The organism is Methanohalophilus halophilus, from assembly GCF_001889405.1.
In the GTDB taxonomy this organism is placed as follows: domain Archaea; phylum Halobacteriota; class Methanosarcinia; order Methanosarcinales; family Methanosarcinaceae; genus Methanohalophilus; species Methanohalophilus halophilus.
Genome location: NZ_CP017921.1, coordinates 1,330,003 through 1,344,295, shown reverse-complemented (window position 1 = coordinate 1,344,295; position 14,293 = coordinate 1,330,003). Strand labels below are relative to the sequence as shown.

At 42.3% G+C, this 14,293-nt stretch carries 17 protein-coding genes; 2 read left to right on the top strand and 15 right to left on the bottom strand.

Features of this window, described 5'->3' with window-relative positions; genetic code table 11:
* Both BHR79_RS06910 and BHR79_RS10520 read right to left on the bottom strand, forming a co-directional pair.
* A complete protein-coding gene (locus BHR79_RS06910; RefSeq protein WP_072561665.1) occupies nt 1-1,014 on the bottom strand; it encodes a 50S ribosomal protein L3 in 1,014 nt (337 codons plus the stop codon).
* Between the two features lie 90 nt (nt 1,015-1,104).
* On the bottom strand, nt 1,105-1,302 hold the full coding sequence (locus BHR79_RS10520; RefSeq protein WP_143743571.1) for a hypothetical protein: 198 nt from the start codon (nt 1,300-1,302) through the stop codon (nt 1,105-1,107).
* 116 nt (nt 1,303-1,418) lie between these two features.
* On the opposite strand from BHR79_RS10520, the gene BHR79_RS06905 reads away from it, so the two are divergent.
* Nucleotides 1,419-2,444 carry a methyltransferase domain-containing protein gene (locus BHR79_RS06905; RefSeq protein ID WP_072561664.1) on the top strand — a complete coding sequence of 342 codons (1,026 nt, stop codon included), beginning with the start codon at nt 1,419-1,421 and terminating at the stop codon, nt 2,442-2,444.
* On the opposite strand, the gene BHR79_RS06900 is transcribed toward BHR79_RS06905, so the two are convergent.
* From BHR79_RS06900 to BHR79_RS06845, 13 genes are all read right to left on the bottom strand, one after another.
* Nucleotides 2,441-2,812 (bottom strand): response regulator transcription factor, encoded by a 372-nt coding sequence (locus tag BHR79_RS06900; protein WP_072561663.1) that lies wholly within the window; start codon nt 2,810-2,812, stop codon nt 2,441-2,443. The two genes, BHR79_RS06905 and BHR79_RS06900, sit on opposite strands and share 4 nt — an antisense overlap.
* Nucleotides 2,813-2,841: 29 nt before the next feature.
* Nucleotides 2,842-3,390, bottom strand: coding sequence for an Hsp20/alpha crystallin family protein (locus BHR79_RS06895; protein ID WP_234970437.1), 549 nt, complete (start codon nt 3,388-3,390; stop codon nt 2,842-2,844).
* A 59-nt stretch (nt 3,391-3,449) separates the two neighbouring features.
* Nucleotides 3,450-3,653 (bottom strand): hypothetical protein, encoded by a 204-nt coding sequence (locus tag BHR79_RS06890; protein ID WP_072561661.1) that lies wholly within the window; start codon nt 3,651-3,653, stop codon nt 3,450-3,452.
* A 92-nt stretch (nt 3,654-3,745) separates the two neighbouring features.
* On the bottom strand, nt 3,746-4,525 hold the full coding sequence (locus BHR79_RS06885) for a helix-turn-helix transcriptional regulator (protein ID WP_072561660.1): 780 nt from the start codon (nt 4,523-4,525) through the stop codon (nt 3,746-3,748).
* Between the two features lie 25 nt (nt 4,526-4,550).
* Nucleotides 4,551-5,438 (bottom strand): HD domain-containing protein, encoded by an 888-nt coding sequence (locus tag BHR79_RS06880; RefSeq protein ID WP_072561659.1) that lies wholly within the window; start codon nt 5,436-5,438, stop codon nt 4,551-4,553.
* 39 nt (nt 5,439-5,477) lie between these two features.
* On the bottom strand, nt 5,478-6,614 hold the full coding sequence (locus BHR79_RS06875) for an adenosylcobinamide amidohydrolase (protein WP_072561658.1): 1,137 nt from the start codon (nt 6,612-6,614) through the stop codon (nt 5,478-5,480).
* Between the two features lie 114 nt (nt 6,615-6,728).
* Nucleotides 6,729-7,376, bottom strand: a complete 648-nt coding sequence (gene pyrF, locus BHR79_RS06870) for an orotidine-5'-phosphate decarboxylase (RefSeq protein WP_072561657.1) — start codon at nt 7,374-7,376, stop codon at nt 6,729-6,731.
* Nucleotides 7,377-7,404: 28 nt separating this feature from the next.
* Nucleotides 7,405-9,345 (bottom strand): acetate--CoA ligase, encoded by a 1,941-nt coding sequence (gene acs, locus BHR79_RS06865; protein WP_072561656.1) that lies wholly within the window; start codon nt 9,343-9,345, stop codon nt 7,405-7,407.
* A 79-nt stretch (nt 9,346-9,424) separates the two neighbouring features.
* Nucleotides 9,425-10,411 carry a radical SAM protein gene (locus BHR79_RS06860; protein ID WP_072561655.1) on the bottom strand — a complete coding sequence of 329 codons (987 nt, stop codon included), beginning with the start codon at nt 10,409-10,411 and terminating at the stop codon, nt 9,425-9,427.
* Between the two features lie 32 nt (nt 10,412-10,443).
* Nucleotides 10,444-10,635, bottom strand: a complete 192-nt coding sequence (locus BHR79_RS06855) for a hypothetical protein (protein WP_143743573.1) — start codon at nt 10,633-10,635, stop codon at nt 10,444-10,446.
* A gap of 88 nt (nt 10,636-10,723) precedes the next feature.
* Nucleotides 10,724-10,804 (bottom strand): DUF5320 domain-containing protein, encoded by an 81-nt coding sequence (locus BHR79_RS10885; protein ID WP_159429235.1) that lies wholly within the window; start codon nt 10,802-10,804, stop codon nt 10,724-10,726.
* Between the two features lie 49 nt (nt 10,805-10,853).
* Entirely contained in the window at nt 10,854-11,351 is a 498-nt protein-coding gene (locus tag BHR79_RS06850) for a DUF134 domain-containing protein (protein ID WP_072561653.1), read from the bottom strand.
* A 109-nt stretch (nt 11,352-11,460) separates the two neighbouring features.
* Complete coding sequence (locus BHR79_RS06845; protein ID WP_143743575.1) at nt 11,461-11,904, bottom strand: hypothetical protein; 444 nt, start codon at nt 11,902-11,904, stop codon at nt 11,461-11,463.
* Nucleotides 11,905-12,193: 289 nt separating this feature from the next.
* Between BHR79_RS06845 and BHR79_RS06840 the strand changes: the two genes are divergently transcribed.
* Nucleotides 12,194-14,227, top strand: a complete 2,034-nt coding sequence (locus BHR79_RS06840) for a sodium-translocating pyrophosphatase (protein WP_072561651.1) — start codon at nt 12,194-12,196, stop codon at nt 14,225-14,227.
* The last annotated feature ends 66 nt before the right edge of the window (nt 14,228-14,293 follow it).

Below are 14,293 nucleotides of genomic sequence, written 5' to 3'. Positions count from 1 at the left end.
TCACCCCTGCCTGGACTGTGTGTTTATATGCATAAGCTGAGGTTCTCCCACAGCAGATGTCTTTGGCCTGGTTGGTTCCCTGAGCCTGATAAGTCTCTTGGAAGGACCGGGGACAGTACCCTTTACAAGGATATAATCTCCACCAACAAGGCCGTAGTTCACAAAGCCTCCTGCAGGATTTACTTCATCCACATCAGAAGATACTTTCAGGATACGTTTGTTATACTCGGTACGCTGATGGTAACCGGCCTGGCCCATTTGTGGAACTCTCCAGCTTACATGTGGTGGATTCCACGGCCCAAGAGTACCTACCTGACGCAGACTGCTCTGGCGAGAGTGTTTGTTCTTTGCCAGCTGGATACCCCATCTTTTCACAGGCCCTTCAGTACCGTAGCCCCTTGTGATAGCGGCCACATCGATGATATTGCCTTCCGAGAAGATATCAGAGATTCCAACCTTGCTTCCAAGTATGTACTTTGCATACTCAAACTTGGCTTTTACATCGGAACCGCTAATTGCAGTTTCCATAATATCCGCTTTCTTCTTTGGAATTCCATTTACAGAAGATGGGATTGTATATGTGATCACACGAATCTCGGAAACGTTCCCTTCTTCCACAATGGAAGCCATAGTTTCAAGTGATTTTTCCGTATCGTAATTTTTGGGAGTCTTTATCCTGCGTCCAATGTCGCCATCCAGATTTGCTGACCATGCCTCTGAAATTGTTTTTTCTCCATAAGGAGTGTCCTTATAGGCACGTATTGCTGCAATACCAATCTGCGGTGTTTCGATAACAGTAACAGGTACGGCAATCTCAGCGCCTTCAGTCAAACTGTTTTTGGCATCGTCAATCATAATTACATGGGTCATTCCGACCTTGTAACCTGCAAATCCCTGCAATTTTGGCTCACCTTCAGCTTCAGGCCATGACCTGAACCTTGGGATGTGGCTCTTTGCTCTTTTGCGTGGACTGAACGCTAGAGAACCTCGCCTTGGTCTGTGTATTGTTGGCACTTGTATTCTCCTTGAATTTTTTTATGTTCAATCGCTTACGCAGGTTGAATTAACAAAAAAGTGTGTTGGGCTACCTATCAAGGTTTGAGCTCAACATGGATATTCTACGTTATGCGGATAGGAGCAGCAATACTGCAACATCATCACAAAAAGATTTACACATCTACCATCCACACATACACAACGCGCATGCATGGGGGCTTTCATTGAATTGGCCCACTGATGGTCTATGTTAAATCCTACATTTCCACACTTTTTGCCTACCTGCGAAGTATGTACCATATACATACTATATTCTCAGCTTGGGCTGTATGATGTCATATTAGGTATATAAATGCTTTGGACCAAAAACAGTGATACAGGAAACAACACCTTTAAAAACAACAATAAACCATTGGACTTCAATGAAAAACAAAGACAAATTCACCAAATCTATAAATTCTGACCATGATGGATTGCGCTTTGCAACTCCCGAAATTGTAGCAAAGTACAGGGCCAGTAGACTTAAATGTGATGTTCTGGCGGATATAAGTTGTGGCATCGGCGGGCAGACCATTTTCTTTGCAAAGGAGTGCAAAAAAGTCTATGCCATAGAAATCGACCCTGTAAAGATAGAACATGCCAAAAAGAATTGTCAACTATATGGAGTTGACAATGTCGAATTTATCTGTGGTGACGCCCTTGACCCTGAAATAATACATAAACTTCCTGAACTCGATGTCGTTTTTTCTGATCCTGCAAGACCCCCTAAAGAGGAGAGGCGTTTAATTTCCAGCATTACACCATCCATAGAAGATATGATTAATGCTTATTCATCCCGGACAAAAGGATTCGCCTTTGAAGTACCCCCTCAGCTGACTCCAGAAAGGATTCCCTTTGATTGTGAAATGGAATACCTGTCCCTTAATGGCAAAATCAATCGTCTTACATTATACTTCAACCATCTCAAAAGATGCAATCGATCCGCCATCACACTGCCTTCCGAGGAATCATTGTGTAGCAGCGGGACAGGAGAAATCCCCGAATCAGAAATAATGAAAAAATTTGCATATGAACCAGAACCATCTGTTGTGAAAGCAGATCTTCTACCCGAACTTGCAGAAAAAATGAGTAAGGGAGATAATAAGACATATTTGTTCCGAATTGATTCGAAAAGGTCATTAATGACATCTGATGAAAAATTGAAGTCCCCTTTACTTAAAAACCAGTACACTGTGCTGGCAGAGACAAAGGTTTCTGTTGAAGATATCAATAGGAAACTTAAAGAATTAAATGCCAAAAATGCATTGATAAGAGGAAAAATCAACCCTGACAATTACTGGAATTTCCGTAATCGTATAGAAGCCGGATTAAATGGCGACAAAGCAATTCACCTCTATATTACTGACAGCTCTGCAATTATCTGCGAGCCACTTGTTGAAAAAGATTAATCCAGAAGGTTACAAACACGTTCTATGAGTTCATCGTTGTCAAAGGGTTTGGTAATATAATCCTCAGCTTTGAGAATATCCAATCCCATCATTTTGTCAAAATCATGATTCCTGACAGTCAGAAGAACAACCGGCAAATTTTCGTACTTTTCTTTAATACGGTGGAAAACTTCCCATCCATCCATGCCCGGCATCATAACATCAAGAAGGACAAGATCCGGCAGGGAAGATTCAAGCATCAAAAGACATTCTTCTCCGCTGGAAGCACACGATGTAGACATATCATTCAATTCCAACAAACTTTGAAGGAGGTCACGTAAATGCGCTTCGTCATCCACTACAAGTACTTTCTTCCCAAAACTACCCATCCGGTGCACCACCAAAAAAATGAGAAAGGTCAATTGATTTTAATATCTACTTTCCCGGATTCTTCCATAACAGAAAATATTACCTCAAGAACACCATTATGGAAAGTTGCTTTTGCACTATTTGGATCTACTTTAATAGGCATTTCGAGAGTTTCGGAATATGTATAATGTTTATTGGAAGCATTGATCTCCAGGTACTGGTCTGTTGCACATACAGAAATATCATCTCTGGACATGCCCGAAATTTCTGCGGTAACATACACTTCCCCATCCATTTCAAGAACATCTATCAGAGGCTTTTTCTCATCTATGGATATGGGACCATCCAAAGGATCAATTTCTTCTTCAAAATCATTATAATCAGATGGGATATTGCCAAATTCCCTGATTTCAGGATCCTCATTGGCACGTTGTGTAATAGAAAAACCATAAATGAAAGGTTCATCAGAGAATTCTTCTATACCCACTCCGAATCTCTGTATCATCTGTTCGATCATATCAGTAATATCACTGAAAGAATCATCACTGCCAGACGGATTGTTTCCTTTCTTTTTACCTGCCATATTGACCCGTTCCATAAATAAATACTTGTCACTTAGATATATTCGGCCATAAAGCCGCACATGAGCAAGGATTATTAACCCTTGCGTTTATAGGCAGAAAGTAAATCAGATTTATAATATAATTCAGAAGAGCGCCGGGACAACCCATAATCCCTATTGCATTTCACCTCATCGTCCATATTATCCATCTTATGGGATAGGGAAGAAAGGTCTTCGTGCAACTTTTTCGTTTTTGCTACCATATTCCTGAATTCTGCAATGTCGAGGGTTTTTGGCATCGAATCACCACTCTTCAAGCTTTAAGTCCACCGTTATCATATAAATACTATTTCGTTTCATGTATTAATAATGAACGCAGGACAAATCGTAATCATTCCTTCTTTTGTGACTCAAGGTAACAGTATTCGAACAAGTCATGCCCCCAACTTACAGCTTCTTCACTGGTACTGATAAGTTTATTGTGATCATATATTCCCTTCTTATTAAGTAGGGACAACAGGAAAAAGCCGTCCGCACATACCATACTAACTACCGGCAAATCACCCTCGTGTATATATACATTGGTGTTATCCAGCCCGAAAAAAACCTCTGCATCCTCCCCATAATCTTCAGCAATGCGCTCATAGACATCATTGGTGAAAATCAGGTTTATCTCCACGCCTTTTTTAGCCAGCCCTATAAAATGCTTGGCATAATAAGGATGGAAATAAGAAGTAATGGCTATAACATGCTGACTTACAAGTAGATGGTCTATTAATTCCTGAGGTGGATCAAAAAGAGAGTTGATATCCGGTTCAATGACCTCTGAATCGCCCAGATAACCCAGCCTTTCCATAAATTGCATTGGAAGGGCGGAAATATCCCTGGAAAACCAGTATTCAGGATTCTTTTCAAGTGTATTGGTCAATTTAAAAATCGGCAATATTTTCTGCACTACAATATTACCAAAAATAGACAGCTCATATTCATCATCTTTCTGCACAAGAATATCATTATCTTTAAGAAGTTTTATCTGAGGGAGCACACCGGTTGATGTGACATCAAGAGCTTTTTTGATAGCGGCCAGATTCCGAGGGCCATCTTTTAGATAGACAAGCAAGTTTTTTCGTTTTTCCGAGCGACATACAAGCTCGATTATAGATACACCCATATTAGTACCACAGAATAAAAACAAATCAGGCATCACTGAAGAACTGTTCGACACATCTTTTCAATTGTTTATACATTGGGCTGTCGATAATACTATGAGGTTGGGATTCAAAGGAACGTAGCAATTGTTCATAATACCATTTATGAGATTCTTTTCCTACTATAAAATTGTTCCATATTATATTTCCATGAATATTTTCCTCGTCCCCCATATCCCTTATGCTGGCAAGTTTGTCTGCACAGAATAAGAGTTTGACATCCCTTCCAACAGCTTCAAGTGCTTTCAGGCAGGCTTCATTGTGCTCCTTCCACATATTTGCATCAACAGGTAACAAGGAAGGATCATCCGTTTGGTCCAGTTCAGATACTGCCCTTACAAAATTTACAACAGTCTCCCCAAACTTATTCTCCACTTCAACCATATCGATTTTAGACTCTTTTTTGATCGAATGCAGCAGACCGGCAATTACAACTATATCAGGGGCACTGTTCTTTAAAAGGATGGATGCAACGTCCATTGGATGAGAGATATAGGGCGTCCTTGAACATCGTCTTGCTGTATCCCCGTGTGCATTATAGGCAAACTCGAAAGCTTCAGGGACTGAAAGAACGAAATGTCCCGCTCTAGAGGAGGTCTCGTATTTCTCTTCCAGTTCCAGCAAATGAATCCGGAAGTTAGCTTTCCTTAGGTGTTCGTGTATGATGAGTTGGCCATTTTCATGAATCAATACTGACTGATAAGGCTCACTTTTCCATATACGCCTGGAAGGCAAATCAGACCACTCAGCCATGTAGAAAAAGCGATCCGGCATCTCAGGAAGTTCGTCTCCTATATCTGCACTATGAACTATGACACCTGTTGGCTTTTTCTTAGAATCGGTACAATAAGTGGCTATATAATTTCTCAGATTCATGGTAAACCCCGTTTTTATATTAATATTATAGTAAAGGAATTAAACATTTCTTTTTACAATCCAGGAAGTAACTCTTACCCAGTTCTCAATGATTGATTCTTTCGGATCCAGCAAATAATCGTAAGGGACATCCACACTCAAATTCAAAATGTTGTCCAGTTGACGCATCTGGCATAAAGCTATTTTCTTTGCACTGTTTTCAGGAACCAAACCCCACCTCACTTCATCGACAAGATGGAGAATAGAAGAAATCAATGCAACAATAGCAGGATTAAGTGAAATATTCCTGAGATTGGCATAAAAAGGACCTTTTTTGTTTTCCCCTTCAAGGGATGTCGAAACTTTCCAGAAATATTTTTCATCAATTCCAAACCTATCAAGCCTTACCAGCATATCCCTCTGGGAAACAGCTGATACACCCGATTGTTGGTCCAGGGCTTTTACAAGGACTTGTTTTATACATTTGCATATCAGCTCACCAAGTTTTGAATGAGGACCTGCGTCAGTCAATTCCAGTGAGGCAGAATCGTTGGATACAATTGCCATCATATCAGTCCCGGTTCCGGTAGCCAATTCCTCAGAAAAACGGCTTGGAATCATTAATTGATGCAGAACTGCTGATTTGGCTTCAGTAGCAGTCATCCAGGCCCTCGTAAGAGCATATGACGGCAAATTTGCATCTATTAGAAGAATCATATTTATAGTCCCGCCAAAGGATTTCCATTTACCCCTTTCCTGATAATAGGAAGCAGGATCTGCAGGACTGCATGCATTTACTTCAACGCCTGCGGTTGCAATTGCTGTTACTTCAAGCCCACGGAAAGAGTGAGTGACAAAAGCAACATTTTCCATACTTGCAGCAGTTAGCAATGCAGATGCATTTGATGCAGAAAAGCCAAGTTGCTCCGCTTCATGGGCTAGATAGCCTTCAACACTTCCTTCCTCTAAATCGCCCTCACTTCCAACATGCCTTCCTATTCGCTGATTTAGGAGGACATTAATATCATCACGGATACCACCATTGAGCCAGGAATTGGAAATTATTCTCCTGTCTTTTGGTAGTGTAACTATAACGGAATCTGTGCCTGACCTGAAAACTTTTTCACCGGCAGATGTTTCAAGAAGAGGTTCACAATCCCCATCCCGACAATTTATGGTCAACTCATTTTTGGCCATGCACATTCTCCTGAATATAAATCAACACCGGACCCAAATGTAAAAAGCAAAAGCCTCAGAACTCATAGGGCTCATCATTATCTCAGAAGAGTATATCATCACTGGCTTTTATCCTTAAATACCGATCCCGGTAACAAGTTCCATGGCTGTTTCTTTGGGGTTTTCTGAATTATAAATACTTCGACCCACAATAATCCAGTTCGCACCTGCTTCAATTACATCAGATGCTTTACCTCCCTGTGCACCTACACCCGGGGAGATAATAGAAAGGCCATCACCTATTATAGAGCGCAGGTGCTTTACCCTTTCGGGCCGGGTAGCCGGTGCGACAATACCGGTAGCACCGAATTCATACGCCATTGAAGCAATTTCATCGGCTATCGGCTGGAAATATTTCGCACCACCCGGATGGCTCATTTCAGAGACTACATAAATATCCCCATCATAACGTCGGGCCACATCTATACAGGCTTTCAGGCTATCTTCACCTGTAAAACCATGTACGATTACACCGCTGGCACCTGCCTTGAATACCTGCTCACAGATAAGTTCATCCGTGTTTGGAATGTCGGCAACCTTAAAGTCAGCAATGACAGGAGCATAATCGGCAAGCCGGGATATTACACTTAAACCTTCTGAGAGCACCAGAGGATAACCCACCTTTATGGCATCCACACATTCAGCAACTTCGCTGGCAATCTCGACGGCACTATCCATACGCGTAACATCCATTGCAACTATAAGGCCGGTATTCCTTTCCATGAAAATTAAACCTCTAGCAGTTTGAATGTTAATCTGATAGATGAACTTTTCTTTTGAGTTCTTCAACCACTTCAGGATTCTGCAGAGTTGTCACATCCCCCGGATCAGTATTATTTGTTATTGCACGCAGGACTCGACGCATAATCTTTCCACTACGTGTCTTTGGCAGATCCTCGGCAAAAACTATCGCCGCCGGACGGGCTATCGGCCCAATCTCATCTACAACATGACCCTTAAGTTGCTCTTTCAGCTCATCGCTGACAGGAACATCGGCTTCAAGCACAACATAACCAACTATTACCTCCCCCTTAATTTCATCCTCTTTCCCCTCAACAGCAGCTTCTGCAACGGCCGGATGGGACACAAGGGAACTTTCAATTTCCATGGTACCCAGTCTGTGACCGGAGACCTTGATCACATCATCAAGTCTTCCAAGTACCCAGACATAACCATCCCTATCAATACGGGCACCATCTCCGGACATATAGATATCAGTGCCCCATTTACTCCAGTAAGTTTTAATGAAACGTTCTTCATCCCCGTGAATGGTCCGGATCATACTGGGCCAGGGTTTTTCAATTGCAAGATAACCTCCCTGACCTTCTGGAACAGCATTTCCTTCTTCATCGAGTATGGAGATCTTGATTCCCGGGAACGGACGGACAGCACTACCGGGTTTCATCGAAGTAATGCCTGGAAGGGGTGTGATCATTATCATACCTGTTTCTGTCTGCCACCAGGTATCCACTATAGGACAGCGCTTGCCTCCGATATTCTCATAATACCACAACCAAGCCTTGGGGTTGATAGGTTCCCCGACACTACCCAACAAACGAAGGGAGGAGAGATCATGTTTAAGAGGCAGATGTTCGCCCCATTTCATAAATGTCCTGATAGCGGTAGGTGCCGTATAGAATATTGTAACACCATGTTTTTCAATAATGTCCCAAAACCGCCCTTTTTCGGGATAGTCGGGAGCTCCTTCATAAAGTAGCACTGTTGCGCCGTTGAGAAGGGGACCATATGCAATATAGGAATGACCGGTAATCCATCCCACATCTGCCGTACACCAGTAAATATCATCATCCTTCAGATCAAATACCCAGCTGGCAGTAATACAGGTACCTACAAGATAACCGCCTGTACTGTGAACCACCCCCTTGGGTTTCCCTGTGGTTCCACTGGTATACATTAAAAAAAGCGTATCTTCAGAATCCATATGTTCTGCAGGACACTGGTAATCAACCTTTTTTTCAAGCTCATGCCACCACACATCCCGCCCCTCAATGAAATTTACCGGGGTTGCAGTGTGATTTACAACAAGGGCGTGTTCCACTCCCTCTGTTTTTTCCAGTCCCATATCGGTTTTTTCTTTCTGATCTATTAATTTACCTTTATGATAGTAACCATCACATGTAATGACAAATTTGCTGCCTGCGTTTTCAATACGTTGAGCAAGTGCCTCATGGGAAAAACCGGCAAATACCACACTATGAGGGGCACCAATCCTTGCACAGGCAAGCATCGCAATCACAGCTTCGGGGATCATCGGCAGGTATATTGTAACAATATCCCCTTTCTGAACTCCCAATTCTTTCAATGCGTTGGCAAAGCGGCAGGTGGAATAAAATAGTTCATTGTAAGTGTAGGTGCGGGTATTCTCCATCTCCCCTTCCCATATAATGGCTGGTTTATCCCCTTTTGCAGAAAGATGTCTGTCCAGGCAATTATATGATGCATTGACCTTACCATTCAGGAACCAATTACTGTGAGGAGGATTCCATTCAAGTACCCGATCCCATTTTTCAAACCAGTCAATATTTTCCGCAAGATCTCCCCAGAATCCTTCAAGATCCTCATCTGCTTTACGGTAAATGTCCGGGTCATTCATATTGGCCCGGGCTTTGAAATCTTCAGATGGTTCAAAAACACGTTCCTCTGCAAGTGACGATTCTATTGTTTCCTTCATAGGTTATGCCATCCCCTAAAATAACACGAATATATAACGATTATTCATGTATATATTTAGTGGTCGCAGGAAAGAATAATCACAAAACTCTATAATACCAGGTCTTGCCTTCCCGGACCGACTCAATCTTTCCCTCATATTCCATATTCTCGAGAACAGGAATAAGAGTTTCCATATTAAGACCAAGGGAGGCAATCACCTGCTCTGTGGCACAGGGACGACGCAGGATTAGGTCATAAACCTCTTCTTCAATATTCTCATGCTTGATAGTGGAGCGCCCTTTCCTGATACCACGCAGTACCAAACGCACCTTCTTTCTGCCAAGCCTGCTGTCAAAATAACTGGCAATTTCCTTCAATCTTATTTCATCGACAGCCTTTAAGGAAGATTCAGCGGGCGGACGGGTAATGGTAAGTACCTCAACTTCATCCGGATTGATATATTCCAGAATGTCGGCAAGACGAGAGATTTCAGAATCCGATGTGTTGTATCCAAATTTATCACTGTCGACAAACATGACTTCAATGGAGAGCCTGCAAGTGCCCATATGGGAAAGTGATGCAAGGCCTTCTATAATATCATCCAGCCGGATACCGGAAGCAGGCCTGTTTATATTTTCAAAGGTTTTATCGTAACCTGAAACCAGGGTAGCAACCACAAGATCGGCCTTTGCAAGACTGTGGCGTACATCATCCCTGCCTGTGAGAGAAGAATTAGTTATCACACATATGGGTACAGAAGATATTTGTCGGATGCCATCGATCATTTCCCCCAGTTCAGGATTAAGTGTAGGTTCGCATGTCCCCGAGAAGGTAATGTAGTCGATGTCTTCGATATTACGATGATAATGTTTTATCCCTTCAACAATTTCAGGAGATGAGACACATCCAATAACATCCTCTACTGATTGGATCTTGTTTGGAACAGAGCCCAGCTGACAGTAAATACAATCAAAATTACAGTTTTTCCGACTGGAAGGATTGCTTATGACATCTATACCCAATGATCTGCCCAACCTTCGTGAAAGGATTGGCCCATAAATTAACCTTGATTTGCGTTTGGTCATCTAAAATCCCATCAAAAATTAAAAAGGGACCATTAATCCTCAGATAATGATCCTGTTTCTGTAAGCTGTTCTTTCAATTGTCCTATGCGCTGACAAATCCATTCCTTTTCTTTTTCAAGACTTTCAAGTTCCTTTTTTGCATTTGCAGATGCAAATTTTAAAGATGAACTGGTTCCGGATTCATACACGGGTTGTGTGAGAGAACTTCGAGCATAATTTCCCATACCTCTACCCCGTAAAAAACCACCAAACCTTTGGAATCTTCCTCTGGCAGGATTATGAACATATAAACGCTTCTGCCATCCAACCACTTCATTTTATACTGCAGTTACCTGCGCCTCTTCCTGTCATAGCCCCCATTCCCCGGGGACCTGTTCTGTCTCCACCTGGCATATCAATACAGCCTCCTTTGTCTGTCTAGCATTGTTTCCAGTCTATAAATTCAACCACGCACCATCTGGGAACCGCATTCAGGACATTTGGCCTGACTGCACGGTACACCCGACTGGTGTGGTTCGAGATGTCCACATGAAGGACACCTGCAATTCTGTGGAACTGCAGCTCCACGCCCCGGGCGATTTCCACCACCTCTGCGACCCTGTCCTCTGGCCCCTATCGGACCATTTCCATCTGGGCCTGTGCCATCTCCTCCAGGCATATTAAGTTCACCTCCTTCTAAAGAAATACTTTTTCCATTGACCAGTGCATCCGTAACTTTTTCAAGACCCCTGCGAAGGGTTCTCTGAAATGTAGACTGATGGACACCCATTTTCTGTGCTGCCTGTCCCTGAGACAATTTTTCCAAAATATTCAATCTCATGGATTCCAGTTCATCTACACCGACATCAACAACAGGCATACTTTCATTCGTGTCATCGGGATTGAAACGCCGACACCTGTGATGGAAGCCTACCATTCTTTTTTTCCTGGGACGCACCATAATAATGCATCATAATGCATAACTATATAAATTTAACTGTAAGAACAGAGTGGGTGCGAAACACAAGAAAAACAGGACATCCAAATAAACATAATTAATTACTGTGGAGTCATTGTTTTTCATAAAACAGGTTTGGGATCGAATCCATACTACCCATAGCCTTTGAAGGGCCTGCGGGATAAATAACTACAAGAGAACCAACTTGTCTGCCAAGTTTCTTCTCATCATGAAGATAGAAATTATCACTTTCCCGGGATACATTTTTAAGTAAAAATCTGGAGTGGGCCCTTCCGAGTTCTACAATCCTAAATTCTTCAAAATCATAAAAAAAGGCTTCAAACTCAGGTTTAAGGTGACGACTGCCTAATGCAAAAATATACATATCCCCGAAAAAATCCAGGTCATAGAATAGATCAACTGTGGCATCATTACCTGAAAAGCGAACCTGCATACTTGAAATATGTATATAATCCCCGCCATCCTCAGCCGCAAATGCCCCTGATACGGAACACAACAGCAGCAAAGTTACGAGTATAAGCCCTGAAATTCTCATTGTCATAGGATAAATACGCTATAATTAATATGTCTATTCATCTCTGTAGTGCACATAAAAGGGAAAACATTAATACTAACAAAAATATGTTAGGGCAAATCGAACATGGCACACATCAATCTAAAAATTTTGAAACGTTAATTTCTTATTAGGTGTGTTCTATTTCAATCTGCCTTTGTGGCACTACTAAAGATTAATAATTATAGGGAAAGGGCAGCTGGAACTTCCATCTGTCTGATAACCCATCATAGCATTATCATAAAAATCAAACAAATTTAGGAGAACAATAATGCAGGATATAATATACCTCGCCCCTCTGGCAGGTATCGTAAGTCTGATATTTGCTGCATTTTTCGCAACCCGTATCCTCAAGGAAGGAACAGGTAACGAAAGAATGCAGGAAATTGCCACCGCGATACAGGAAGGGGCCATGGCATATCTGAACCGCCAATATAAAACAGTGGCTATAGTTGCTGTAATATTGGCTTTTCTGATATATGTATTGCTGGAAGAAAACAGTGGAAAAATTGCTATCGGATTCATAGTAGGAGCTATAAGTTCCGCTGCTGCAGGATATATCGGAATGAATGTATCTGTAAGAGCAAATGTAAGAACAGCACACGCTGCATCAGAAGGACTGAAAAAAGCTATGCAAGTCGCAGTTCATGGTGGTGCAGTATCAGGTTTTGCAGTAGTAGGTTTGGCTCTGCTTGGTACCAGTGTATTCTACATCATGTTCGGTGATGTGGACCAGATAATTGGATTTGCATTTGGTGCAAGTCTTATCAGTCTCTTCGCCAGGGTTGGTGGCGGTATATACACCAAAGCCGCTGATGTTGGAGCAGATCTTGTAGGTAAAGTTGAAGCAGGCATACCTGAAGATGATCCACGAAATGCTGGTGTAATTGCCGATAATGTAGGAGATAATGTAGGGGATTGTGCTGGCATGGGAGCAGATCTTTTTGAGACATACGTAGTTACCGTAATTGCAGCTATGCTGCTTGGTACTCAGGTTCTGCAAGCATATCCCAACGCAGTGATCTACCCATTAATTCTCGGTGCAGTAGCTGTTTTTGCATCCATCATATCAATTTTCTTCATACGTATAGGAAATGACAATAAGATAATGAAAGCACTCTATAAGGGAGTGGCAGTATCTGCAATTCTTTGTCTTGTTGCATTCTATTTCGTAACAGACATGCTTATCGGTAACATCAACATCTATTATGCATCCCTTGTAGGTGTTTTCATAATGGTACTTATGGTCCTCTTCACCGAATATTATACCTCAACGAGTTACAGGCCTGTTAAAAAAGTAGCAGAAGCTTCTGAAACCGGTGCAGGTACAAATGTAATTGCGGGCCTGGCAATGGGACTTGAAAGTACTGCGCTACCCCTTTTATTAATAGTAAGTGGTATTTTGGGCTCCTTTTTTGTTGCCGGCGGGTTTTTTGACGGCGGGGCAGTGGACCCCGCAATGGGACTCTACGGAATAGCAATCGCAGCAGCAGCAATGCTTTCCACGACTGGAATGATTGTTACTCTGGATTCCTACGGTCCAATCACCGACAATGCCGGTGGTATTGCAGAAATGGCAGGCCTCCCTAATGAAATACGCGAGGTTACTGATGCCCTGGATGCAGTTGGTAACACAACAAAAGCTGTAACAAAAGGATATGCTATTGGTTCAGCAGCCCTTGGTGCATTGGCTCTTTTTGCAGATTACAGATACAAAGTAAATCTGGAAATGGGAGAACTTGCTCTTGATAATCCGGTCGTTCTGGCAGGCCTGTTCATAGGTGCTCTTTTGCCGTTCGTATTCAGTGCAGTAACAATGCAGGCTGTCGGAAAAGCGGCTTTTGCAGTTATCAATGAAGTCAGGCGTCAGTTCAAAGAGATTCCCGGCATAATGGAAAGTACTTCCAAACCCGAATATGGAAAATGTGTAGACATTGTTACCGCCACAGCCATTCGAGAAATGGCAATTCCAGGAATCCTTGCTGTAGCTACTCCATTGATTGTAGGTTACGTTCTTGGACCGCTGGCTTTGGGAGGTCTTCTTATAGGAATTATCGCCTCCGGATTACTCCTTGCATTAACAATGAATAATGGAGGAGGTGCATGGGATAATGCAAAAAAACTTATCGAAGACGGATTCCATGGTGGAAAAGGTTCCGAAGCTCACAAAGCAGCTGTTGTGGGAGATACCGTAGGAGATCCATTTAAGGACACGGCAGGACCTGCAATAAATCCACTGATAAAAGTAGTAAACGTAGTTGCAATCCTGTTCTCCTCCCTGTTTATCGGGGCAGGAATATTCTGAAGGTCTCCTGACCTTCATTTTCTCTTTTTTTTATAAAATAAAACAGTATAAGCAATCCTACACTTA

Coding starts and splice junctions, on each gene's coding strand:
- BHR79_RS10520 (WP_143743571.1), bottom strand. CDS start 1,302: ATGTATATGGTACATACTTCGCAGGTAGGCAAAAAGTGTGGAAATGTA.
- BHR79_RS06905 (WP_072561664.1), top strand. CDS start 1,419: ATGAAAAACAAAGACAAATTCACCAAATCTATAAATTCTGACCATGAT.
- BHR79_RS06900 (WP_072561663.1), bottom strand. CDS start 2,812: ATGGGTAGTTTTGGGAAGAAAGTACTTGTAGTGGATGACGAAGCGCAT.
- BHR79_RS06895 (WP_234970437.1), bottom strand. CDS start 3,390: ATGGAACGGGTCAATATGGCAGGTAAAAAGAAAGGAAACAATCCGTCT.
- BHR79_RS06890 (WP_072561661.1), bottom strand. CDS start 3,653: ATGCCAAAAACCCTCGACATTGCAGAATTCAGGAATATGGTAGCAAAA.
- BHR79_RS06885 (WP_072561660.1), bottom strand. CDS start 4,525: ATGGGTGTATCTATAATCGAGCTTGTATGTCGCTCGGAAAAACGAAAA.
- BHR79_RS06880 (WP_072561659.1), bottom strand. CDS start 5,438: ATGAATCTGAGAAATTATATAGCCACTTATTGTACCGATTCTAAGAAA.
- BHR79_RS06875 (WP_072561658.1), bottom strand. CDS start 6,614: ATGGCCAAAAATGAGTTGACCATAAATTGTCGGGATGGGGATTGTGAA.
- pyrF (WP_072561657.1), bottom strand. CDS start 7,376: ATGGAAAGGAATACCGGCCTTATAGTTGCAATGGATGTTACGCGTATG.
- acs (WP_072561656.1), bottom strand. CDS start 9,345: ATGAAGGAAACAATAGAATCGTCACTTGCAGAGGAACGTGTTTTTGAA.
- BHR79_RS06860 (WP_072561655.1), bottom strand. CDS start 10,411: ATGACCAAACGCAAATCAAGGTTAATTTATGGGCCAATCCTTTCACGA.
- BHR79_RS06855 (WP_143743573.1), bottom strand. CDS start 10,635: ATGGGAAATTATGCTCGAAGTTCTCTCACACAACCCGTGTATGAATCC.
- BHR79_RS10885 (WP_159429235.1), bottom strand. CDS start 10,804: ATGCCAGGTGGAGACAGAACAGGTCCCCGGGGAATGGGGGCTATGACA.
- BHR79_RS06850 (WP_072561653.1), bottom strand. CDS start 11,351: ATGGTGCGTCCCAGGAAAAAAAGAATGGTAGGCTTCCATCACAGGTGT.
- BHR79_RS06845 (WP_143743575.1), bottom strand. CDS start 11,904: ATGAGAATTTCAGGGCTTATACTCGTAACTTTGCTGCTGTTGTGTTCC.
- BHR79_RS06840 (WP_072561651.1), top strand. CDS start 12,194: ATGCAGGATATAATATACCTCGCCCCTCTGGCAGGTATCGTAAGTCTG.